The 21938-nt window shown below is 66.1% G+C and carries 13 protein-coding genes; 12 read left to right on the top strand and 1 reads right to left on the bottom strand.

All coding sequences use genetic code 11. The annotated features are described in order from the left end of the window. Positions 1-5829 (bottom strand): Ig-like domain-containing alpha-2-macroglobulin family protein, encoded by a 5829-nt coding sequence (locus tag BMY90_RS14490; protein ID WP_092704948.1) that lies wholly within the window; start codon positions 5827-5829, stop codon positions 1-3. A 351-nt stretch (positions 5830-6180) separates the two neighbouring features. Between BMY90_RS14490 and BMY90_RS14485 the strand changes: the two genes are divergently transcribed. From BMY90_RS14485 to BMY90_RS14430, 12 genes are all read left to right on the top strand, one after another. Further along, positions 6181-6744 (top strand): hypothetical protein, encoded by a 564-nt coding sequence (locus BMY90_RS14485; RefSeq protein WP_008212410.1) that lies wholly within the window; start codon positions 6181-6183, stop codon positions 6742-6744. 202 nt (positions 6745-6946) lie between these two features. Then, the gene (locus tag BMY90_RS14480; protein WP_008212409.1) at positions 6947-7330 is read left to right on the top strand and encodes a GntR family transcriptional regulator; all 384 of its coding nucleotides are present in this window, start codon (positions 6947-6949) and stop codon (positions 7328-7330) included. Position 7331: 1 nt separating this feature from the next. Continuing rightward, complete coding sequence (locus tag BMY90_RS14475; protein WP_092704946.1) at positions 7332-8108, top strand: CPBP family intramembrane glutamic endopeptidase; 777 nt, start codon at positions 7332-7334, stop codon at positions 8106-8108. Between the two features lie 98 nt (positions 8109-8206). Further along, positions 8207-9100, top strand: a complete 894-nt coding sequence (locus tag BMY90_RS14470) for an ABC transporter ATP-binding protein (protein ID WP_092704944.1) — start codon at positions 8207-8209, stop codon at positions 9098-9100. Positions 9101-9170: 70 nt separating this feature from the next. After that, entirely contained in the window at positions 9171-10682 is a 1512-nt protein-coding gene (locus BMY90_RS14465; RefSeq protein ID WP_139201765.1) for a hypothetical protein, read from the top strand. A gap of 21 nt (positions 10683-10703) precedes the next feature. Further along, positions 10704-11027 (top strand): hypothetical protein, encoded by a 324-nt coding sequence (locus tag BMY90_RS14460; protein ID WP_139201764.1) that lies wholly within the window; start codon positions 10704-10706, stop codon positions 11025-11027. 58 nt (positions 11028-11085) lie between these two features. After that, positions 11086-13752, top strand: a complete 2667-nt coding sequence (locus tag BMY90_RS14455) for a M16 family metallopeptidase (protein WP_092704938.1) — start codon at positions 11086-11088, stop codon at positions 13750-13752. A 226-nt stretch (positions 13753-13978) separates the two neighbouring features. Beyond that, positions 13979-16027, top strand: a complete 2049-nt coding sequence (locus tag BMY90_RS14450; RefSeq protein ID WP_092704936.1) for a S9 family peptidase — start codon at positions 13979-13981, stop codon at positions 16025-16027. A gap of 140 nt (positions 16028-16167) precedes the next feature. Continuing rightward, entirely contained in the window at positions 16168-17559 is a 1392-nt protein-coding gene (gene yjjJ / locus BMY90_RS14445) for a type II toxin-antitoxin system HipA family toxin YjjJ (protein ID WP_092704934.1), read from the top strand. Next, entirely contained in the window at positions 17556-18149 is a 594-nt protein-coding gene (locus BMY90_RS14440) for an HAD family hydrolase (protein ID WP_092704932.1), read from the top strand. Before yjjJ ends, BMY90_RS14440 begins: the two co-directional genes overlap by 4 nt. 260 nt (positions 18150-18409) lie before the next feature. Beyond that, on the top strand, positions 18410-20347 hold the full coding sequence (locus BMY90_RS14435) for a potassium transporter Kup (protein WP_245735052.1): 1938 nt from the start codon (positions 18410-18412) through the stop codon (positions 20345-20347). Between the two features lie 200 nt (positions 20348-20547). After that, the gene (locus tag BMY90_RS14430) at positions 20548-21912 is read left to right on the top strand and encodes an AAA family ATPase (protein WP_092704928.1); all 1365 of its coding nucleotides are present in this window, start codon (positions 20548-20550) and stop codon (positions 21910-21912) included. The last annotated feature ends 26 nt before the right edge of the window (positions 21913-21938 follow it).

Genomic DNA, 21938 nt, shown 5'->3' with positions numbered 1-21938 from the left:
TCAATCCTCCGGCAAGATCACGCGCAGGTGCTGCGGCGCACCGCGACCGAACACGTCGGGCTGGTAGATCTCCTTCACCTGCGGCGCCGGCGCGATGAACCGACCCGGCGCGATCACCTGCGCCGAATACACCAGCCGGTAGTGCCCGGCCGGCAGGTCGTCGGCATAGAAACGCACGGCATCGAAGGCGGTCTCGCGGTGGTAGAAGCCGCCGTCGACGATTGACATGTTCGGCCACGGGCCACTGTCGAACATCAGCACCGACAAGCCGGGCTGCGCCGACGGCGTGGTCTGCGCGGCGGTGGCCAGTTGCCGGTTGACCGCCTCGAAGGCGCCGGGCAACGGATCGGTCACCACCACGTGGTGGCGTTCGGTGGGCGCATCCACATCCAGCGCCACGCGCACGATATCGCCACGCTTGAGCACGCTGGCCGGCCCCACCGGCACCCAGTGGCGACCGTGCTGCACGGCATAGCTGCGCTTGAGGGTGAAGCCGGCATCGGCCGGCGGCAGCGCATCGGGCGCCATCGCGTAACTCACCAGCACGTTGTAGTACAGGCGGCCCTGGCCGCCATGCGTCACGTCGACGTTGAAGTTCTGGCCTGGCGCCGCCGCGGGCGCCGAGATCGACGTGCCCGGCGTGCTGCGCGCCGCGAATGTCGCCGTGGCGGGCGCCTGCCCGGGCCACTGCACCTGCGCCGACAAATCGTGCACCGGCGGCTCGTAGGCATCGGCGTAATGCACGATGGCGCTGGTGCAGAACACATTCTCCTGGCTGTTCGGCCAGCCGCCGGCATTGCGTCGCCGCGACGCCACCCAGCGCATCAGCTTCTGCGGCGTGGTGCCGAGCAGGCCCTGCTCGCCGATCTCGGTCTTGTAGCGCGACAGCGCGTCGAGCACGGCGCAGTTGGAACGCAGCGGCGTGCCCAGCAGGTCGAGGTAAATGCCCGGTTCGTCCTCGTTGAAGGAAATTTCGCCGGCCGATTCCTCGGCGTGCGACAGCAGCGACTTCACGATCACCTGCGCACTGACGTGGTCGTGCGTGCCCAGCGCGGCATCCAGCAGCAAGGCCTGGCCGAACAGGCGCAGCTTCGGCAGTTCCGGCAGCATGCCGGCCACCGCGCCTGCGGGCAGTTTGCCGCTGGGCGCCAGGGCCGCCAGCGCACCGGCGCGCAGCACCGGCGCGGCGACATCATCCGGGTTGGCGCCCTTGGCGAGGATCTTCTGCTGCAGATAACCCTGCAGATGCTCGCGCACCGAGGCCGGCACCGGATGACCGGCTTCCTCGAACCAGTCGAAGGCCAGCGCGGTGTAGACGCTGAGGTAGGGACTGACGAAATGGTCGCGCGGAATCCAGAACGCCATGCCGCCGTCCGGCGCCTGGAAATCGGCGGCAGCCGCCAGCGTGGCGTCGATGTCCTTCGCCGCGTGCGGCCATGTCACGGTATCGCCCAGCACCGGTTTCAGGCGCAGGTAATCGGACGCCAGCACGCCGCGGCTGAGGCGGATTTCCCAGGTGCGCAGCAAGTCGTCGCGCAATACCGCGAAGGCACCGTCGAGGCCGCCGACCAGGGTCGGCGCGAGTTTCACTTCCACTTTCGACGTGCCCGGCAACGCCTGCGCCGGCACCTTCACCGGCACCTGCGCGCTGGCGCCGAGCGTGCTGCCGTACTCGGCCGCCACCACCTCGGTGCCGGCGATCGTCACCGGAATCTGCGCGCGCACCGCGTCGCCCAGCTTGCCGGCCTGCGCACTGGCGGTGAGCGTGATGCTGCCCGGCGCGGTCGCCGCCAGCTGCAACCAGCGCAGGCCGTGGCCGAAGGCGCCCAGCTTCAACGCATCGGTCGCCGCGGCCTTGCCGCCTTCGATCGGTCCGCTGGCCTCGATGCGGGTATGCACGTGCAAGGTTTTGCTGGTGCGATTGGTGACATTGAACGCGGCGCCGAACTGGTCGCCCACGTGCATCTGGTTCGGCAAGGCAGGCTGGATCTGCAGCGGCAGGTTGACCTGCACGCTGGTGTTGCCAAGGCCCATTTCCGCGCCGGGCCGCATCGCGATCACCAGGATGCGCCAGCGGGTGAGATTGTCCGGCACGGTGAAGCTGAAATGCGCATGGCCGGCCGTATCGGTGGTCAGCTTGTCGTTCCAGTAGGTCGCGTAGCTGAAGTTGCTGCGCACGTTCGGACCGGCGCTTTCGCCACCGCCGCCACCCGGGCTTTCGCCCTTGCCGGCCTTCGGCTGCAACTGCGTCAGCAACTGCTCGGCCAGGCTGAAGTTGGTGACATCGGGGCCGTCCGGCGGTGCATAGAAGCGTGCCAGCGGGTCGTAGTACTTCGCACCCTGCTGCAACAAATCGACCACCGACTGGTCGACCACGATCGCCACCAGCCGGGTGCTACCGGGCGCGTGGCCATCCTGGCCGTGCACGTCGACGTCCACCTGCACGGTCTGGCGCGGCTTGTACTGCGCCGCTGCGGGTTTCACGTCGACCTTCAACGCGCTGCCCTTGCCACTCACCTTCAGCGCCATGTAACCCAGCGCCAGCTCGGGACGACCGAGATCGGGATCCGCCGGCGGGCTGACCCGCGGCGAGAAGATCGCCACCGACAGATAGGCGCCGGGGAAGCAGTCCGCGCCGATCGGCACGTCGATCACCGGCGCGCCGCCCTTCAGCGTCACCAGTTTCTTCCACAGCACGCCGTAGCGTTCCACTGTAATCAGCGCGCGGGCGCCCGGATACGGGTTCTGCACCAGCACGTGGGCGATGTCGCCGACGTGGTAGCTGGACTTGTCCGGCACCAGGGTGACGCCCTTGCCTTGCGGCCAGACCACGCCACCGGCACCGGTGACCCAGGTCGACAGGGTGCTGCGCTGCACGCGGCCGCGGGTGTCGGTGACGTGGGCGACGATGCGATAGCTGCCAGCTTGTTTCGCCGTCAACGCGCACTTCGCCGGAGCCTTGCCGGAGCTGGCCTTGCATTCGGCCTCGGTCTTCCAGTCGACTTTCTGGTCGGGCGTGAAATCGCCGGCGCCGTTCTTCACCCGCACGCTGCTGATCACCTGGCGCTGCAGTTCGATCCGTACCGGGCTGCCGGCCTGCGGCTGGCCCGCCGCATCGACCACCAGATACTGCACGTCGAACGGCTTGCCGGCGGTCTGCATCCAGTCGCTGGTGCGCACGCCGACGAAACGGTCGCGCGCGGCGTAGACGGCATGCGCGCTGTTGGCCACCCAGGTGGCGCGGGCCGATTCCACCGCGGCTTCCACCGCGATATCGCCGTAGAGCACCGGGCTGTCCTTCGGCAACACCACCTGCGTGGCGGCCGCGCCGTCGTGGCCGAGCATGCCTTCGGTCTGTGCCACGGTGGTCGGGCCGACGTAGGTCGCCTCGTCGTCGTTGAAGTCGAAACCTGCAGCCACCGGTGTATCCGGTGCAAAGGCGCGCGGGATCAGTTGCGTGGTGAAGCGCACCTTGGCGTCGGTGTACGGGCCACCGGCGTGCAGCGCGGCGGTGGCCCGTACATCCACTTTTTCGCCGGGGCCAAAACGCGTGCCCTGCAACAGCGTGCGCACCTGGAACGTTGCGGGCACGAAGTCGGTGACCATGAACTGCCCGGCCTGCCGGCTGATCGTGCCGGTGGCGGTCGGCCAGCTCAGCGAGATGCTGTAGCTTCCAGTGGCAGCGGTAGCCGGTATGTGCAATTGGCCGTCCATACCGCCAAATGACGACAGCTTGGCGTGCTTCTTCTCCAGCACCGTGTTGCCGGTCGGGTCGGTGATCTGGAGCGTGTAATCCAGCGCCGGCGGCGCGACCAGGGTGGCGCGGCCTTCATCACGCACGAAGGCGATGAAACGCACGTCGCTGCCGGGCTTGTAGATGCCCTGCTCGGTCACCGCCCACACGCGCATGTGGCCGTGCGCCGGCGCGTTGCTGGCGCTGAAGGCGTAATGGCTGGCGTCGCCGACGGAGCGCTTGAACGACCAGTCCAGCGGCAGCAGCGCCAGCGTGTCGGCGCGGGTGGCACCGATGTAGAAATGCTTGTGCGTCTTCCACGGCTCGAACCAGGACGTGGGCAAGGTCGCGGCACCCGGCAACACGGCCACGCCATGGGCGTCGGTGGACACCGGCTTGCCGGCGACGAGGGCCAGCGGGTCCAGTGCATTGTCCTGCCCGACGTACATGCCCACGCGCATGCCGGCTACCGGCGCCCCCGTGTCCAGGCGGCTGACCCAGACCAGGGTGTCGAAATGACCGACCTTGGCCAGCACCTGGTACGGCGTCACTTCGCCCATGAAGTCATAGGGCTGCCAGGGATGGTTCGGCGACCAATCCAGCGTGCCCCAGAGCACGCCGGAACGGCCATCGAGCAGTTTGCGCACGCCGAGCCGGCCACGCACCAGCCGATCCGGCGCCACCGCCAGGTCGGGCCGTTTGAGCAGATCCGCATCCTGTGCCGGCGCGGGCGACGTGCCCGTAGCCAGATCACCGGCGAACAGGCGGCGATAGTTGAAATCGAGACGGTCGAGGTTGGTGAAACTCAGTGGCGCGATGGTGGCCTGGCCAGCTTCCAGCACGGCTTCGCTGGGTGGCGGATTGATGAACGGCACCCGATGGCCGGTCTGGAATGTGAGCGTCACCGGTTTGGCCAGCGTGCGGCCAAAGCGATCCTTCACCCCGGCCGGCACGGTCACGGCGTAGTCGCGCATCGGATCGAGCTTGAAGGTCAACGGGAAGCGGTCAGGCTGCTCGGCATCGGTCGGGCTGCGCGGCTCGCGCAGGAACCATTGCGGGTAATCACGCCAGATCGCCGCCAGCCGATCGCGCGGCATCGGCAACGGCTTCCAGCGAATCGCCGCCAGCGTCGCGCGCGGCACCGGCGAACTGAACAGCAGATTGAGGCTGTTCGGGCGACAACGCGAACCGACGGCATCGCCGGGCGCCTGCATCTGTGCACGGTCGCCGCTGTCGCGACACCCGATGCCGGCGAAGGCGAAGGCGCCGTAGGTGGTGATGCCGGTATCGCCATCGAGATCGGTCTGCTTGCTCGGCAACGGGCCCAGCGGCGAGCGCATGCCCGGCTGCGCGAGCAACGTGTAATGCTGCGCCGGCGCCAGCGCATGCGCCGGCTTGACCAGCCACACCCGCCGACCCTGCGTGGCGTCGGCGTGAGCATCCAGCGGGGTATCCGGGCTGGGCGCATCCACCTCGACCACGGCGCCCGGCGCACCCGGCACCGGCAGCCACAGTGGGCCCTGCCGTTTCCTGGTGAACGGTGTCACCTTCGCTGCCACCACGTGGCCGTGACCGTCATCGAAACCGATATGTCGCGCCACTTCGGCGGCGGTGACGCGCATGTTGAAGCGCAACAGGTATTGCGGCATCACCGGCGACAGCCAGTGCCGGAACTCGCTCCACAACACCTGCGGACGCCAGGTAGTGAAATCCTGCGTGACCGGCGCGGCCAAGTGGCTGCCGTCCATCGCCTTGAGCGCGGTGCCGACGGTGATGGTGTAGCGCGTGGCCGGACTGAAACGTTGCTGCCCGGCCAGGCGGCAAGCTAGTTCGCTGGTATCCAGCCAGCGCCACTGGCAACCCGGATCGGGCTTGATATGCACCGGCAGCGTGGCGCTGTCGCGGCCCATGTGGCCCAGCGGCACCATCGCCCGATCGAACTGAATCACCGCCTCCTGCCCCGGCTGCACGTTCGTGCCCGACGGCGAGATGCGACGCACCTGCAAGTCGCCATCGGCGGCGCGCGCAGCGCCGGTCTGGATGAACGCCAGCACGCAGGTGGCGGCGAGGATCATGCAACGTTGCAGCGTGCTCATCTTCCGTGTTCCCCCGATCCAGTGAACCAACGGCGCGGACCTCCGCACCCTTCCACACCGCAAGGGTACATGGACGACATGTCCCTCCGGCGCATCCCGCGCACAACATCAGCAAGCCGACTCACGCCGTGCATCGATGCGCCACAATCGGTGCCGATGCGCGCCCTTTTTGGTACCCGGCAACGGCAACGGTCGAAACGAACACCTGCCTCGACATGGGATTGAGAAGCTAATCAGATAAAAGTCCCGTAACGACGTCATCGGTTGCGACTGGACGATGGCCGGCCCTTCCAGTGGATATGTCTGTCGTGCTCGGTGCAAGATTCCTCCCAGTCGAGTCAGGGGTGTGGCATGGCGACAACAAGCGCTATAGACATTTGGTACGCGTTCGGATTTGCATTGGCAGGGAGGGTGCTGGACGTGACGTCGACATTCCTGGTTACCCCCACGCTCCGGCTGGAAGGCAACTGGCTGGCACACCGGTTCGGCTGGAAATATGTCTTGGCGTCGGTTCTTCTGGCACTGTTCGCGTTTGCCTCGCCCTTTCTCGGGATCGTGGTTGGGACAATGTCCTGCGTGATGGCCTTTTCAAACATGCAGATGGCCCCCTTGGTCCGCCACGCAGGAGGCGAGGCTGAATTTGCAAGACTTGTTTTTTCTACCAGAGCAGCCGCCTCGTTCAGTCTGCGGCGTTCCATACTCGACATGATCACGATCCCTCTGCCGGTGATCTGCCTCGGTGCCGCGTTGCTGTTTGCGAAGGGCGTCAACGACGACAGTGCATCGGCTGGCGTCGCATATGGCTTGCTGGCTTGGGGTGCAGGCATCGCCGCTCATCGTGCGGCCAGCCTGATGCGGATATGCAAACGCAGGCGCAGTGCCAGACGCCTAGACTCAGTCTTGGCAAAGCCTTGAACCAGAGCACGGATGGGCGTTTTCAAGGAGGGCCATGAATACGCACGATCATGTGCGGCATGACGCGCTGGTCAGGCCCGCTCTCCTTGTGCCAACTCGGCGCAGTCACGTCTTCGCTATTTGTCCAACAGCTTCTTGACGAACGCTTCCTGCCACAAGTCACGCTTGACACCCACTCAAGTGTATTGTTGTATTGATACACATGGATGCATCGCTGTTCACCATTCAACCCGCCGCGCCCGAGCCGATTTACCGCCAGCTCGTGGAACAGTTGCGCCGATTGATTGCCGGTGGGCAGATCGCGCCGGGTGAGTTGCTTCCGTCGGTGCGCGAAATGGCGGGTTTCCACGCGGTGAACCCGATGACGGTGTCGCGCGCCTACGGCATCGCCGAAGGCGAGGGCCTGCTGGAACGCCTGCGCGGCAAGGGCATGGCGGTGGCGGCCACGCAAAAGGCTTCGCACACCCAGCACCAGCGGCTGGCCTTGCTGGAACCGCAGTTGCTGGAACTGGCGCGGCACGTGCGCGAACTGGAGCTGCCCGCCGAACCCGTCTTGCGTCGCCTGACCAAGCTGCTGGGGGATTGAGATGCTTGCCTCGCTCGCCATCGCCGTACTCGCGCTTTACCTGCTGACCGCCGAACCGCTGTTGGGCCGCCATGCGCATCGCCAGTTGCTGGCCGCGCTGGATGCGGACGCACCGGGCGCGCGGCGACGCTTCTACCGTCAATGGACATGGCAGGGCTGGATCTTGCTGCTGGTCACATTGTTCGTGACCCTGGGCGTGGCCGGATGGACTCCGGCGCAACTCGGCCTGCGCGTACCGCATTGGCCGACGGGTTTGCCATCCGGTGCGGCTGGCAGCAGCCTGATCGCCGGGTTCGCGGTCGGTACGGCGCTGGCCGCGGTGGGCGGCATCGTGATCGGGCTGGCGCTGGCGCGCCGACGCAAGGATGCGACGCCCACGCATTCGCCCCGTGTCGCCGGCGGCGACAAGCTGTTGCGCATGCTTCCGCGTACCCGCGCCGAACGCTGGAGCTTCGCCGCGCTGGCCGTGACGGCCGGCATCACCGAGGAAGTGATCTGGCGCGGTTTCGGCCTCGGCCTGCTGTTCGCGCTGCTGCCGCACGCGCCGATCGCCGTGCCGATCGTGCTGGCTGCGCTGGCGTTCGGCTGGGCGCACCTCTACCAGGGCTGGACGGGCGTGCTGGCCACCGCCGCGCTCGGTGGTCTGTTCGCCTGGTTGTACTGGGCCACCGGCAGTCTGCTGCTGCCGATGCTGCTGCACGTGCTGATCGACCTGCGCGCCATGCTGGTGCGCGTGCCGGCTGACGTCCCATTTGCTGGCGCACACCCGCCGCCATAAGGCTTCGCACAGGCCGGCGTAGGGGCATCGGCCATCACTCACCATGCCATTCGCCGCACCATCGCGACGACCGTTGACCGAGATTGGGGGAAGGACCAATGAATGCCGTACTGAAGGACACCGTACACACCACCGCACCGCTTGCCGTGCGTGGCCTGGCGCATTGTTACGAGGGCAGCAGCGTGCTGGCCGGCGTGGACTTGGTGCTGGAACCGGGCAGCGTGCTGGGCTTGATCGGACGCAACGGGGCGGGCAAGTCCACGCTGATCCGCGCCATGCTCGGCCTGCTCGAACCACTGGCCGGTGAGGCTTTCGTGTTCGGTGAGCCGGCGCTGAAACTGTCCGACGACAGCAAGGCCCGCCTCGCCTACGTGCCGCAGCAACCCGAAGCGCTGGCCTGGCTCACCGCGCAGCAGATGCTCGACTACGTGGGCCGCTTCTACCCGCGCTGGGATGCCACGTTTGCGCGCAAGACGCTGGAGCGCTGGAAGATCGCGCCGAACAAGCTGCTGGCCAAGCTGTCGCCGGGCGAGCGCCAGCGTGTGGACCTGATTCGCGCGCTGGCCTCGCAGCCGGAACTGCTGGTGCTCGACGAGCCCGCCGCCGCACTCGACCCGGTCGCGCGTCGCGAGCTGTTGCGCGAAGTGGCGCTGCGCGCAGGCGAATCCGGCACCACCGTGCTGTTCTCCACGCATATCGTGTCCGACCTGGAGCGCGTGGCCTCGGAAATCGCTTTCCTGCACGAAGGCCGCCTGCTGCTGCGCTGTGGCGTGGACGAAACCAAGGAACGCTACGCCCGCCTGTGGCTGCCGGCAAAAATGAGCGCCGCCGCGCCCGACAACTCACTCAGCCGACGCCGCCACGAAGACGGCAGCCTGAGCCTGGTGGTGGAACGCGACGCCTACGGCCAGTGGCCGGAAGCCGCGAAATTGCCCGGCGCGCGCATCGACGCACTGGGACTGGAAGACCTGTTCGTGGAGATCGCCGAGTGAATCTCCAACGAGTGGCATGGCCGTGCATGCATGCCCGCATTCCTTCCTGCCGCAGGACTGATCGATGGACATGAACGCTTCTGACTCACCGCGCATCGCCCTCGGCAGCGCCCTGCTCGCGCCGTGGCGCTCGAGCCGCCGTTCGCTGCACTGGCTGATGCTGTTCCTCATGCTGGGTTGCAGCCTGGGTGCGATGGCCATCGGCGTGTATTCGTCGAAGCCGCACTGGTGGCTGGCCAGCACGATGGTCTACTGCTTCAGCGTGGGGTTCGCATGGGCGTTCTGGATGCCCACCATGTTGCTGTTGGCGATCGACGCCCGCCGCCTGCGCCTGCCGGGCATGCAGCGGGCGGCGGCGCTCGGCTTGTGGCTGTACGCGTTGCCGAGCCTGCTGCTGCCGGTGTTGGTGCTGGGCGCCTGCGGTGCGGACATGCGCTACGTGGCCGAACTGGTGGCCCTGGCGATGGCCGGTGGCATGGCCTTCGTGCTGTTGCCGCGCTGGTGCGCCATGGTGATCGGCTTCGCGCCAGCATTGGGTAGCGGGCTGCATCGCCTGGCGCATCTGCCGCCGTGGTCCGATCCGCGCTGGCTGGTTTGGGGCATGGCGGCGCTGCTCGTGTTGCTGCTGATCGACGCGCTGCGCTGGCGTCAATTGCTGCGCAGCGATGCCGACAAGGAACTGGGTTTTACCAGCTCGATGCTGCTGCAACTCCGCCGCCAGGGCGGGACTGGCGGATGGAACGGTTTGCAACAACTCGACGGCGGCCAATTGATCCGCCAGCGCCCGGACTGGATGCAGCCGCGCGCCAATCTCGGCAAGGTGGGACCTCAGTCGCCGGTACGCGCATTGCGCGTGGCGCTGGGCGGCTGGTACATGCCGAAGACACTGGCGGGCCATCTGCGCGCGACGGCGCCGGTGCTGTTGCCGATCCTGCTATACATCCCGGTGATGGCATTCATGCAGGCCGGCGAAGCCCGCCACGGCCATGCCGTGCGATCCGTACTGCTGTCGATCGGTATCGGCGTGGTGGGTTGGCTGGGCGTGTTCGGCGGCCTTATGTTGGCCGCGATGGCTGCACTGGTGATCCACCAACGCTGGAAGCGCGTGAATGCGGAACTGCCACTGCTGGCGCTGCTGCCGGGTTTGGGCGATGCCCGCGCTTGCCGGCATGCACTGCTGCATGCCGCCTTCGGCGCGCCGGTCAAGGCCCAGCTGTTGTTGCTGGCCTGTGTGCTGGCAGCCGCCATCGTCATGCACTTGCCACCGCTCGCCATCCTGCTGGTAGCGCTGGCCCAGTTCGCCGCCATCGGTGCGATGGCGGCCCAGGTGCTGTGCACGCTGGGTGGTCGCCAGTTGCACATGGGGGTTTTGGCGCCGATTTACGTTGTACTTACGGTGTTGTTCTGCCTGAGCACTTTCGTTCCATTGCTGGGTACGGACAACCATCCATGGGATGGCCTCGCGCCCCTGGAGCACGGCTTGCTGGCGTGCTGGGTCGTGCTGGTGGCGGCGCTGCTGTGGCTGGCACGGCGTGGTTGGCGCGGCTTGCTGGCACGGCCGCATCCGTTCCTTGCGAATTGATGCCAAACAAGGGAAATGCGCATGGCACTCGTCACCGTCAGATATTTGCAGCGAGAGTTCGGCCTGCCGATTCTCAAGGCGTCCATGCTGATCAACGAACACCGCAGCGCGGCATCCCGACGCCATCGAGCCCTGTGGCTGGTGGCCACGATCTGTGTGCTGGCGTCGGCATCCTCCGGCATCTTCGATCTGCACTGGCCAAAAGCCATCAGCGCGGCATGCTGGTTCGTGGGCCTGGTGCTGGTCTTCCTGCAGCTGTATCTGATCCAGCACGATTCCCGCGAGCCCATCCTCGCCGCCGCACGCGCATGGCGTGCCAGCGCCAGGAACAAACCCGTCGCATGACTTCACCTCGGGACGCGAGACACGCGTCCGTTTTCGCCATTCACACAAGGACAGCACGATGAAGCAACGAGTACTACGCCTGAGCGCGGCCATTTCACTGGGCCTGGCAGCCACTGGCGCGATGGCCGCCGCGCATGACGCCAACGTCACCCGCGCCACTCTCGACAACGGCATGCGCGTGGTGATCGTGCGCGACACGCTGGCGCCGGTGGTAACCACCGAGATGAATTACCTGGCCGGTTCGGACGAAGTGCCGGCCGGTTTCCCCGGCACGGCGCACGCGGTGGAACACATGATGTTCCGCGGCAGCCCCGGGCTTTCCAAGGACCAGCTTGCCGCGGTGGCCGCGAACATGGGCGGCGCGTTCAACGCCGACACCACGCAGGGCGTGACGCAGTATTACTTCGTGGCGCCCGCGCAGGATCTGGACGTGGCGCTGCACGTGCAAAGCCTGCGCATGCGCGGCGTGGACATGGCGCCGGCGGCATGGGCGAAGGAACGCGGCGCGATCGAGCAGGAAGTCTCGCGCGACCTGTCCTCGCCGTCGTTCAAGTTCCGCTCCCAGCTGATGGCGCAGATGTTCGCCGGCACGCCGTACGCGCATACCCCGCTGGGCACGCGCGAGTCGTTCGACAAGACCACCGCGGCGATGCTGAAAAAATTCCACGACACCTGGTACGCGCCGAACAACGCGATCCTGGTGATCGCCGGCGACGTCGACCCGAGCGCCACGCTGGCCAAGGTGAAGGCCGAGTTCGGCGGCATCGCGCGCCGCATGGTTCCGGCCAAGCCCGCGTTCGACTTCAAGCCGGTGCAGGCGAAGACGGTCAGCCTGCCCACCGACACGCCGTACGGCACGGTGGCCATCGCCTATCGCACACCGGGCCTGACCTCGAAGGATTACGCCACCTCGCTGGTGCTGAGCCAGGCGCTGGGTTCGCAGCGCGCCGCGCTGGCCGGCATGCGCTTTGACGGTACCGCGCTGTTCGGCGGTTTCATGGGCCAGGCGCTGCCGCATGCCGGCGTCGACTACGCCATCGGCATCTTCCCTCGCGGCGGCAACCCGCAGCCTATCCTCAAGCGCATGCAGTCGATCCTGGCCGAAGCGGCGAGCAAAGGTGTCGACCCGGCACTGGTGGAGGCGGCCAAGCGCAAGGCCATCGCCGCACTGGAGTTCAAGAAGAATTCGGTGGACGGCCTGGCCAACGCCTGGTCGAGCGCGCTGGCGATGCAGGGCGCGGAATCGCCCGACGAGATCAAGCAGGCGATCGAGGCGGTGACCCCGGCGCAGGTGAACGCGCTGGCCAAGGCCACCTTCGATCCCGCCCATGCGATCACCGCCATCCTCACGCCGCAAAGCTCCGGCAAGCCGGTGGCCGGCAAGGGTTTCGGCGGCGCGGAAAGCTTCGCGTCCAGCCCGGACAAGCCGGTGACCCTGCCGGGCTGGGCCGCCAACGCCTTCGCCAAGCTTGAGGTGCCGCGTTCCGCGCTGAAGCCGGTGAGCTACACCTTGCCCAACGGCTTGAAGCTGATCGTGCAACCGGAATCGGTCAGCGACACGGTGGAAGTGTTCGGCAACATCAACACCAACCAGGACCTGCAGGCGCCCAAGGGCGAGGAAGGCGTCGCCGACGTGCTCGACGGCCTGTTCCCGTTCGGCACCACCGACATGAACCGCTTGCAGTTCCAGCAGGCGCTGGACCAGATCAGCGCGCATGTCAGCAACGGTTCCAGCTTCTCGCTGGCGGTGCCTTCGGCGCACTTCGATGAGGGCATCAAGCTGCTGGCCGCTGGCGAGCTGCATCCGGCGTTGCCCGCGCAAGCCTTCGCCGTGGTCCAGCACCAGACCGCCGCCGGCGTGGCCGGCGAGCTGCAATCGCCCGGCACCCTGCTGCAGCTGGGGCTGGCCAAGGCGCTGTTCCCGGCCCACGATCCGGACCTGCGCCATCCCACGCCGCAGAGCGTGATGGGGCTGAGCCTGGACAAGGTGAAGCAGTACTACGCACAGGCCTTCCGTCCCGACATGACCACGATCGTGGTGGTCGGCAAGGTCGACCCGGCACAGGCGAAGCAGGCGGTGGAACAGGCCTTCGGCGGCTGGAAGGCCAGCGGCCCGAAGCCGGACGTGGACTACGCCGCGGTGCCGCCGAACAAGGTCGGCCAGTTGCATGTGCCCGACAGCAGCGCGGTGCAGGACAGCGTGACCCTGGCGCAGACCGTCAACGTCACCCGCGATGACCCCGCGCGCTTCGCACTCAATCTGGGCAACCAGGTGCTGGGTGGCGGCTTCTACGCCTCGCGCTTCTACCACGACCTGCGCGACAAGGCCGGGCTGGTCTACACCGTCAGCAGCCATTTCGACCTGGACAAGCACCGTGGTACCTACAACGTGAGCTATGGCTGCGATCCGGACAAGGTCGCCGCCGCCCGCGCCATGGTGCTGCGTGACCTGAAGCAGATGCAGGCCACGCCGGTCTCCGCCAGCGACCTGAAGCGCGCCAAGGGCATCCTGCTGCGCCAGCTGCCGCTGCGCGAATCCAGCTTCGGTGCCATCGGCCACCAGTTGCTCACGCTGTCGCAGCAAGGCAAGCCGCTGGACGCGATGACCGTCGCCGGCGAGCACTACCTGAAGCTCACCGCCAAGGACGTGCAGCAGGCCTATGCGAAACACATCCGCACCGACGCGTTTGTCACCGCGGTAAAGGGGCCCACACCGAAGGGCTGACCCCCTCCCGGCCTCCCCCTGCATGCAGGGGGAGGCGTCAACCGCCCACGTCGCTGGCATCTCCTCCGCGGGACGCCGGCTTTTCTCCCTCCCCTGCGACGCAGGGGAGGGTCGGGGTGGGGTGCTTCTCCCGCCACCGCCCCCAACGGGCATGCCTTGCCGCACTTGCACGGAAGCCATGCCATGCGTTTAGGTGGCGGCTTCCCCACGCACCGAGACGGTCGTCATGCTCAAGCCTGTCCACCTGCTGTTGCCGCTGTTGGCAGCCGCATTCGTTCCCACGGCGTTTGCCGATACCTCGCCAACGCCGGCCACCGATCCGCGCATCGAACACCTGCTGAAGCAGCTCGATCAGGTGCAGCACATCGGCGACGTGGCGATCTCGCCCGACGGTCGTCAGCTGGCCTGGACAATGTCGGTGAAGGACAAGCCGGTGATCGAACTGGCCGATGCCAACGGTCGCAACGCGCATGTGCTGGATGTGGGCGCCAAGCTTGCCGAATGCAGCAAGCGCGACATCGCCTGGTCGCCGGACTCGCGCCAGCTCGCCTTCATCGCCGATTGCAGCCACGACCTGACCAATACCCAGCCGATGCATAACGACGTCTATCTCGCCGACGTCGGCGGCAAGGCCGCACCACGCGAAGTGGCGAGCCTGACCGGCTACGCCCGTGCGATGGCGTGGACGAACAACGGCAAGTCGCTGGGCTTCCTGTTCGTGCCCGGCGCCACCCGCCATGCCAGCGCCACCGCGGCAGGCAAGGAACAAGTGGGCGTAATCGGCGAGGAAGGCATCGAAGTGCAGCACGTGGCCAGCCTCGACGTGGCTAGCGGCACGCTGCACGAGCTGACTCCGGCCTCGCTGTACGCGTATGAATTCAACTGGTCGCCGGATGGCGCGCGCATCGCCTATACCGCGGCACCGCCGCCGGGCGACAACAACTGGTGGATCAACAAGCTCTATGTGCAGGACGCCAAGCCCGGTGCCACGCCGCGCGTGGTGGTCGATCCGTCCACGGTGAAGGGCTCGCTGCACGGCCTGCAGATGGCCTTGCCGCGCTGGTCACCGGACGGCTCGCGCGTGGCCTTCATCGGCGGCCTGATGAGCGACCAGGGCGCCACCGGCGGCGACATCTACAGCGTGCCGGCCAACGGCGGCGCGCTGAGCAACCTCACCCCGGGCGTGGACGTCACGCTGTCGTGGTTCAGCTGGACCGGCCCGCAGTCGCTGCTGGTCAGCCAGAACGCCAAAGGCAAGGTGCAATTGGCCGCCTATACGGTGTCCGGTGATCGCGCCAAGGCGCAGACGCCGTACTTCACCGTGCCGGCGATGATCGGCAACGGTCGCGCCGTGCTGGGCGTGTCGCTGTCGGCCGACCATCGCATGGTCGCCTTCTCGCAGAGCTCGTTCGAGCATGCGCCGGAAGTGCACGCCGGCCCGCTCGGCCATACGCCGCCGCCAGCCGTCACCGCGTTCAACGCCGCACTGAAGCCAAGCTGGGGCAAGGCCGTCTCGGTGGAGTGGACCAATGAAGGCCGCCACGTGCAGGGCTGGCTGCTGTACCCGGCCAACTACGACCCGCACAAGACCTATCCGATGATCGTCAGCGTGCACGGCGGCCCGGCCTGGGGCGTGCTGTCGAGCTGGCCCGGCACCGGCGCGATGTACGCCGCCACCGGCTACTTCGAGTTCATGCCCAACCCGCGCGGCAGCTACGGCCAGGGCGAAGCCTTCGTGCAGGCCAACCGTCGCGACTTCGGCTACGGCGACCTGCGCGACATCCTCGCTGGCGTCGATGCCGTGGAGAAGATGGTGCCGGTCGACGACCACCGCCTCGGCCTCACCGGCTGGAGCTACGGCGGCTTCATGACCATGTTCACGCCCACCCAGACGCAGCGCTTCCGCGCGGCCGTGGCCGGCGCCGGCCTGTCCGACTGGCAGAGCTACTACGGCGAAAACCGCATCGATCAGTGGATGATCCCGTTCTTCGGCGCCTCGCTGTACGACGACCCGGCCGTGTATGCCAAGAGCTCGGCGATCAACTTCGTCAAGCAGGCGAAGACGCCCACCCTGATCGTGGTCGGCGACCGCGACGAGGAATGCCCCGCGCCGCAGTCGTTCGAATACTGGCACGCACTGAAAACCCTGGGCGTGCCCACGCAGTTGGTGGTGTACCCGAACGAAGGTCACCATTTCGCCAACCCCAAGCACGTGCGTGACGTGCTGCAGCGCTCGCTGGACTGGTTCGCCAAGTACCTGCCGGCCTCGAAGTAAGAAGCATGGCCGGCCTCGCCGATGACGGGAGGCCGGTCAGCCATTCCAGAATCTATTCAAGAACGGCCTGATGAATTCGATAACTCACTGAATATACTTTTATTTGATGCGAAGTATCTATTCATGTATCTATTCATTTCATGGCTGACGAACTCACCCCGACCGAGCGCCTGCTCGACGCCTTGCGCCTGCGCGGGGTCGCCAGCGCACGCGAGCTGAGCGAGACATTGGGCCTCAGCCAGCCCAGCATTTCGCGGGCACTGGCAACGGCCGGCTCACGTGTAACCCCCATCGGCCAGGCGCGGCGCCGTCGCTACGCCAGCGTGCGCGACGTGCGCGGACTGGGCTCGCACTGGCCGCTGTATCGCATCGACACCCATGGCCAGCCCCACGCATTCGGCCAGTTGACCGCCCTGCATGGCGACCGCTGCCTGGTCACCACCACCACGCCCACTGACTGGCTGCAAGGCGAATTCGCCGATGGCCTGTTCCCCGGCCTGCCCTGGTTCCTCGACGACCAGCGCCCGCAAGGTTTTCTCGGCCGCCAGTTCGCCCAGCACTGGGCGCGCGAGCTGGGACTGCCCGCGGACATCCTGCGCTGGAACGAGGACGCCGTGCTCGCCGCGCTGTTGCTGCATGGCGACGATGGCCCCGGCAATTTCGTGCTGGGCGAAGCCGCGCTGGACATCGCCCTGCGCGCCACGCCCACCGCGATCCCTGTCGCGACACGCGAACAGCGCTACGCCAAATGGGCGCAGGCTGCGCTTGCCGGCGAGCGGATGGCCCCCTCGGCTGCGGGCGAACAGCCCAAGTTCACCGCCTGTGTAACCGATGCCGACGGCAACCTGCGCCACGTCATCGTGAAGTTCAGCGAACCGCTGGACACCAGCCCCACCGCGCGCCGCTGGGCCGACCTGCTGATCGGCGAACACCTGGCCGCCGAATTGTTGACCGAGCACGGCCATGCCTGTGCGCACACCGAGCTGGTCTGGTCACAGGGGCGCGCCTGCCTGGAATCCACCCGCTTCGACCGCATCGGCGAACATGGGCGACGCGGCTTCGTGACACTGGCGGCATGGAGCGATGCGCACGACGGCGAACGCGACGACTGGGCCGCCACCGCCGCACGCATGGCGCGGGATGGCTGGCTGCACGCCGATGCACTGGAACAGGTACGACTGCGCTGGTGGTTCGGCCGCCTGATCGGCAATACCGACATGCATTTCGGCAACCTCGGCGTTTATCTGGACGAGGCGCTGCCGCTGCAACTCGCGCCCAGTTACGACATGCTGCCAATGTTGTATCGCCCCGCCAGCAACGGCGCCGTGGTACCGCGCAGCTTCGAACCGCCACCGCCGCTGCCGGCTACCTTGTCGAGCTGGCGACAGGCCGCGGCGTGGGCGGAAAACTACTGGCAACGCGTGGCGCATCATCAGGCGATCAGCGACGACTTCCGTCGCATCGCCGAAGCCAACCAGATGACACTGAGCCGGCTGCGCCGGCGCTTCGACATGGATGACGACACCCCGTGAATCTGGCCCTGTTCGACTTCGACGGCACCATCACCACCCGCGAAACCTTCGGTGACTTCATGCGCTTTGCGGTCACTTCACGACGACGCGCACTGGGTGCACCGCTGTTTGCGCCAATGCTGGCAGGCTACAAACTCGGCATGGTTTCCGGCTCAAGCATTCGCGCAGCGGTGGTCGCATTCGGTTTTCGCGGTATCCCCGCAGAGCACGTCCACAAGGCAGGGGAGCGTTTCGCCAGCGAGTGCCTGCCTGGCGTGCTACGGCCCGAGGCCATGCAACGCATTGCCTGGCACCAGCGCCAAGGTGATCGGGTGGTGCTCGTCTCTGGTGGCCTTGATGCTTATCTGTCGCCATGGTGCCGGCAACATGGTCTGGAACTGATCTGCTCGACACTGGAAACCGAGGGCAACCGCCTTACCGGGCGCTTCCACGGTGCGCAATGCGTGGGTGAGGAGAAGGCGTGTCGCATACGCGAACGCCACCGCCTCGATGCTTTCGCGCAATGCTATGCCTACGGCGATACGCATGAAGACGAAGCCATGCTGGCAATGGCGCAGCGCAAGTACTACCGCTGGCGCGAAATCGCGTAAGCGCTTTGTCTGGAGCCCGCCAGAACCCCACCATTCCAAAGGAGCCCGCTGGCGGGCGATGCTTTGGCTCTCGCTCCCCGAACGGAAAACAACAGCATCGCCCGCGAGCTGGCTCCTACCGTTGCGCCTATACAAAGGACGGGTTTTGAACCGGCCGCAAACCCGCCGCCGGGACGCATCGACGGCCGCAATCACACGCCGGTCACGCCGGCCGCCACATGTTTTGCATTCGCGTGCAGCGCTTGCCGTCGCACGGATGCATGCATCCACTCGCCACGAGGCCGCCATCGATGGAAGCGGAAAAGCCCAAAGAAGACGACGGCAGCGGTTCCGACGAAAAGCCGGCGCTGCCGAAACTTCTGCTGGGCGCGATCGGCGTGGTGTTCGGCGACATTGCCACCAGCCCGCTGTATTCCATGCAGCAGGCTTTCAGCAAGGGCGGCATCGCGCCGCGACACGACAATATCCTCGGCCTGCTGTCGCTGGTGTTCTGGGCGCTGGTGCTGGTGGTGAGCATCAAGTACGTGGTGTTCGTGATGCGCGCGGACAACCACGGCGAAGGCGGCATGATGGCGTTGACCGCGCTGGCGCGGAACGCGGTACGCAAAAATTCGCGTGCCTGCTGGTGGGTGGTGATGCTGGGGCTGGCCGGCGCGGCCCTGTTCTTCGGCGACAGCGTGATCACTCCGGCCATCTCGGTACTCTCGGCGGTGGAGGGCCTGAAACTGGCCTCGCCGGCCTTCGGCCAATGGGTGCTGCCGATCGGCGCCACCATCATCGTGTTGTTGTTCGCGCTGCAGAAACGCGGCAGCAGCCTGGTCGGCTCGCTGTTCGGGCCGGTGATGACGCTATGGCTGCTGAGTGTGGCGGCGCTGGGCGTGTACAGCCTGCTGCGTCATCCGGAAGTGGTGGCCGCGGCCAATCCACGCTGGGCCGTGGAATACATGGCGCACAACGGCTTCAAGGGTTTCGCGTCGCTCGGCGCGGTGGTGCTGGTGATGACCGGCGGCGAGGCGTTGTATGCCGACATCGGCCACTTCGGCAGTTTCCCGATCCGGCTGTCGTGGTTTGGCCTGGCGCTACCGGCACTGCTGCTGAACTACGCCGGACAGGGCGCGGAGCTGCTGCAAGATTCGTCCGGCGCGCAACACCCGTTCTTTTCGCTGGTGCCGCACGTGTTGCTGTATCCGATGATCGTGCTGGCCACCGCGGCCACCGTGATCGCCTCGCAGGCGGTGATCTCCGGCACCTTCTCGATGGTGCGCCAGGGCATCCAGCTGGGCTATCTGCCGCGCTCGCGGGTGGAACACACCTCCGGCGACATGGAAGGTCAGATCTATCTGCCCACGGTGAACTTCCTGCTGTTCGTGGCGGTGATGATCGCGGTACTTGGCTTTCGCAGCTCGGACAAACTGGCCGGTGCCTACGGCATTGCGGTGAGCGGCACCATGCTGCTGACCACCTTGCTGCTGCTGGTGGTGGCGCGCATGCGCTGGCAATGGGGCTGGGCGCGCCTGCTGGCCTTCGGCATCGTCTACGTGTTCATCGATGCGAGCTTCTTCGGCGCCAATACGCTGAAGCTCGCCAACGGCGGCTGGTTCCCGATCACCCTGGCCATCGTGATGATGGTGGTGATGACGGTATGGCGGCGCGGTCGTCATCTGATGGAGCGCCAGCTGCATGCCGAGGGCGAGAAGCTGGAAGATTTCATCGACCACCAGCAGGACGACCCGCCGCTGCAGGCACCCGGCACCGCGGTCTTCCTTACCGGTGACGGCCAATGGGTGCCGCAGGCGCTGCGCCACAACGTGGAGCACAACCATGTGCTGCACGAACGCAACGTGGTGCTCACCGTCGATGGCCTGGACCAGCCGCGCACCCGCGGCGACGAACGCAGCGAGCTGGAGGAACTGGCGCACGGTTTCTGGCGGGTGACGCTGCGCTTCGGCTTCGCCGAATCCATCGACGTACCTGCGCGCCTGCGCCAGCTCAAGCTCGACCCCACGCTGGAAGCGGACAAGGTGGTGTGGTTCATAGGCCACGACGAGGTGAAAGCCGACGATGACAAGTCGTACCACATGGCCCGCTGGCGCGCCCGGCTGTTCGCCTACATGGCCCGCAACGCCACCCCGGCGACCACGTATTACGGCATCCCGCCGCGCCGGTTGATCGAGATCGGCGCGCGGATCGATTTGTAACTCGATTCGATCACCTCACCACTCGTTACCAGGCACCCAATACCACGACGAACGCTGGCCCGAAGCGATGATCTTGGATGCCAAACTCTGACCATTTGTGCAATGCCTCTAAAATCAACCTGTCGAAAGGCTCAACAATCAATAACCGAAAGCCTTAGGATTCAACAAGTCCATTCGCCGGCCAAGGCAAGCAGACCGCCATGCAGTCCACCACACCACCACCAAACGCAAGCTTGCGTATTGACACGCTCAGGCTTACCAATTATCGCTGCTTTGCCAAACTCAACGTGCCGTTTCACCCGCAGCTGACAGTACTCGTAGCCAATAACGGCCAAGGCAAGACGGCCGTCTTGAATGCCGTGGCCACGGCGTTGGGGCCTTTTGTCAGTGCATTTGACGAAGGTGTAGACCACGCTTTTGCGCAAGACGACGTCCGCAAGCTACCCACCGGGATCGGCAATACCATGGAATGGGCCAAAGGGGGCGTCGTGCTGACAGCCAATGGTGTGGTGGATTTCCAGCCCGCGACTTGGAGTCGCCAACTTGCCGGCCGTAAGGCACGCACCACGCGCAAGGACGCTCTTGCGCTCACAGCATGGGGCAAAGCGCTACAAGACCAGGTGCGACAGGAGGCCGAGACACAAGCCACTGGCACCTGCCTGCCACTGGTTGCCTACTACCCCACGGATCGACTGTGGAATCTCCGTCGACTTCCCTACAAGAAGCTTCCACGGACCTCGCGCATGGTTGGCTACACGCACTGTCTGGAATCCGGTTCGGACTTCCGCTTGATGGCGGACTGGTTTCGCTACTGGAGCATCAGTGCGCTGGAGCACCAGCAGAAGGTGTTGCAAGGCCTGCGCGAAGCTTTGCCATCCAGTGCCGATGACGCCATCGAAGCCGTGCGCAAGGCAACCGACTGCTGCCTGAAACCCTCGGGCTGGAGCCATCTCGACTTCAGTCTTGATCTGCAGGAACTGGTAGCCAGCCACCCCGATCATGGCGAGCTTCCCGTGGGCATGCTCAGCGACGGCATCCGCAGCATGCTGACGCTCGTGGCTGACATTGCCTTCCGCATGGTCAAGCTCAACCCCAATCTCGGCCCATATGCCACAAGCCGGACCAATGGCATCGTACTGATCGACGAAGTGGACATGCACCTCCATCCGTCATGGCAACAAACTGTGTTGGGGTCGTTGCGCGAGGCGTTTCCGTGCATCCAGTTCATTGTCACCACACACAGCCCCCAAGTGGCTACGACCGTTCCGGCAGAGTCCTTGCGCATCCTGACCAGCGATGGCGTGATGGCAGCTCCCGCAGGCACGGAAGGCGCGGAGGCCGGACGCCTTCTTGAAAGCGTATTCGGCGTTGATCCACGGCCAGAGCACAACCTCGCTACGAAAGAATTGCGCCGGTACTTGAAACTGGTAGATGACGGCCAGTGGAAGACCGATGAAGCGCTGGGTCTGCGAAAGAGGCTCGATCAGCGCTATCAAGGCGAAGAGCCCGCACTGCTCGAAGCCGACCTTCTGATCGAAAACAAGGAGTGGGAGCAACAAGCGTGAAGCGGGTCCGCAAGGGACAAGAGCCC

Source organism: Rhodanobacter glycinis (assembly GCF_900114325.1).
Classification (GTDB): domain Bacteria; phylum Pseudomonadota; class Gammaproteobacteria; order Xanthomonadales; family Rhodanobacteraceae; genus Rhodanobacter_A; species Rhodanobacter_A glycinis.
Note: the sequence above shows the minus strand (reverse complement) of the source record. Positions and strands in the feature narration are given on the sequence as shown.

Coding starts and splice junctions, on each gene's coding strand:
- BMY90_RS14485 (WP_008212410.1), top strand. CDS start 6,181: ATGGCGACAACAAGCGCTATAGACATTTGGTACGCGTTCGGATTTGCA.
- BMY90_RS14460 (WP_139201764.1), top strand. CDS start 10,704: ATGGCACTCGTCACCGTCAGATATTTGCAGCGAGAGTTCGGCCTGCCG.
- BMY90_RS14480 (WP_008212409.1), top strand. CDS start 6,947: ATGGATGCATCGCTGTTCACCATTCAACCCGCCGCGCCCGAGCCGATT.
- BMY90_RS14470 (WP_092704944.1), top strand. CDS start 8,207: ATGAATGCCGTACTGAAGGACACCGTACACACCACCGCACCGCTTGCC.
- BMY90_RS14435 (WP_245735052.1), top strand. CDS start 18,410: ATGCATCCACTCGCCACGAGGCCGCCATCGATGGAAGCGGAAAAGCCC.
- BMY90_RS14490 (WP_092704948.1), bottom strand. CDS start 5,829: ATGAGCACGCTGCAACGTTGCATGATCCTCGCCGCCACCTGCGTGCTG.
- BMY90_RS14475 (WP_092704946.1), top strand. CDS start 7,332: ATGCTTGCCTCGCTCGCCATCGCCGTACTCGCGCTTTACCTGCTGACC.
- BMY90_RS14430 (WP_092704928.1), top strand. CDS start 20,548: ATGCAGTCCACCACACCACCACCAAACGCAAGCTTGCGTATTGACACG.
- BMY90_RS14450 (WP_092704936.1), top strand. CDS start 13,979: ATGCTCAAGCCTGTCCACCTGCTGTTGCCGCTGTTGGCAGCCGCATTC.
- yjjJ (WP_092704934.1), top strand. CDS start 16,168: ATGGCTGACGAACTCACCCCGACCGAGCGCCTGCTCGACGCCTTGCGC.
- BMY90_RS14465 (WP_139201765.1), top strand. CDS start 9,171: ATGAACGCTTCTGACTCACCGCGCATCGCCCTCGGCAGCGCCCTGCTC.
- BMY90_RS14455 (WP_092704938.1), top strand. CDS start 11,086: ATGAAGCAACGAGTACTACGCCTGAGCGCGGCCATTTCACTGGGCCTG.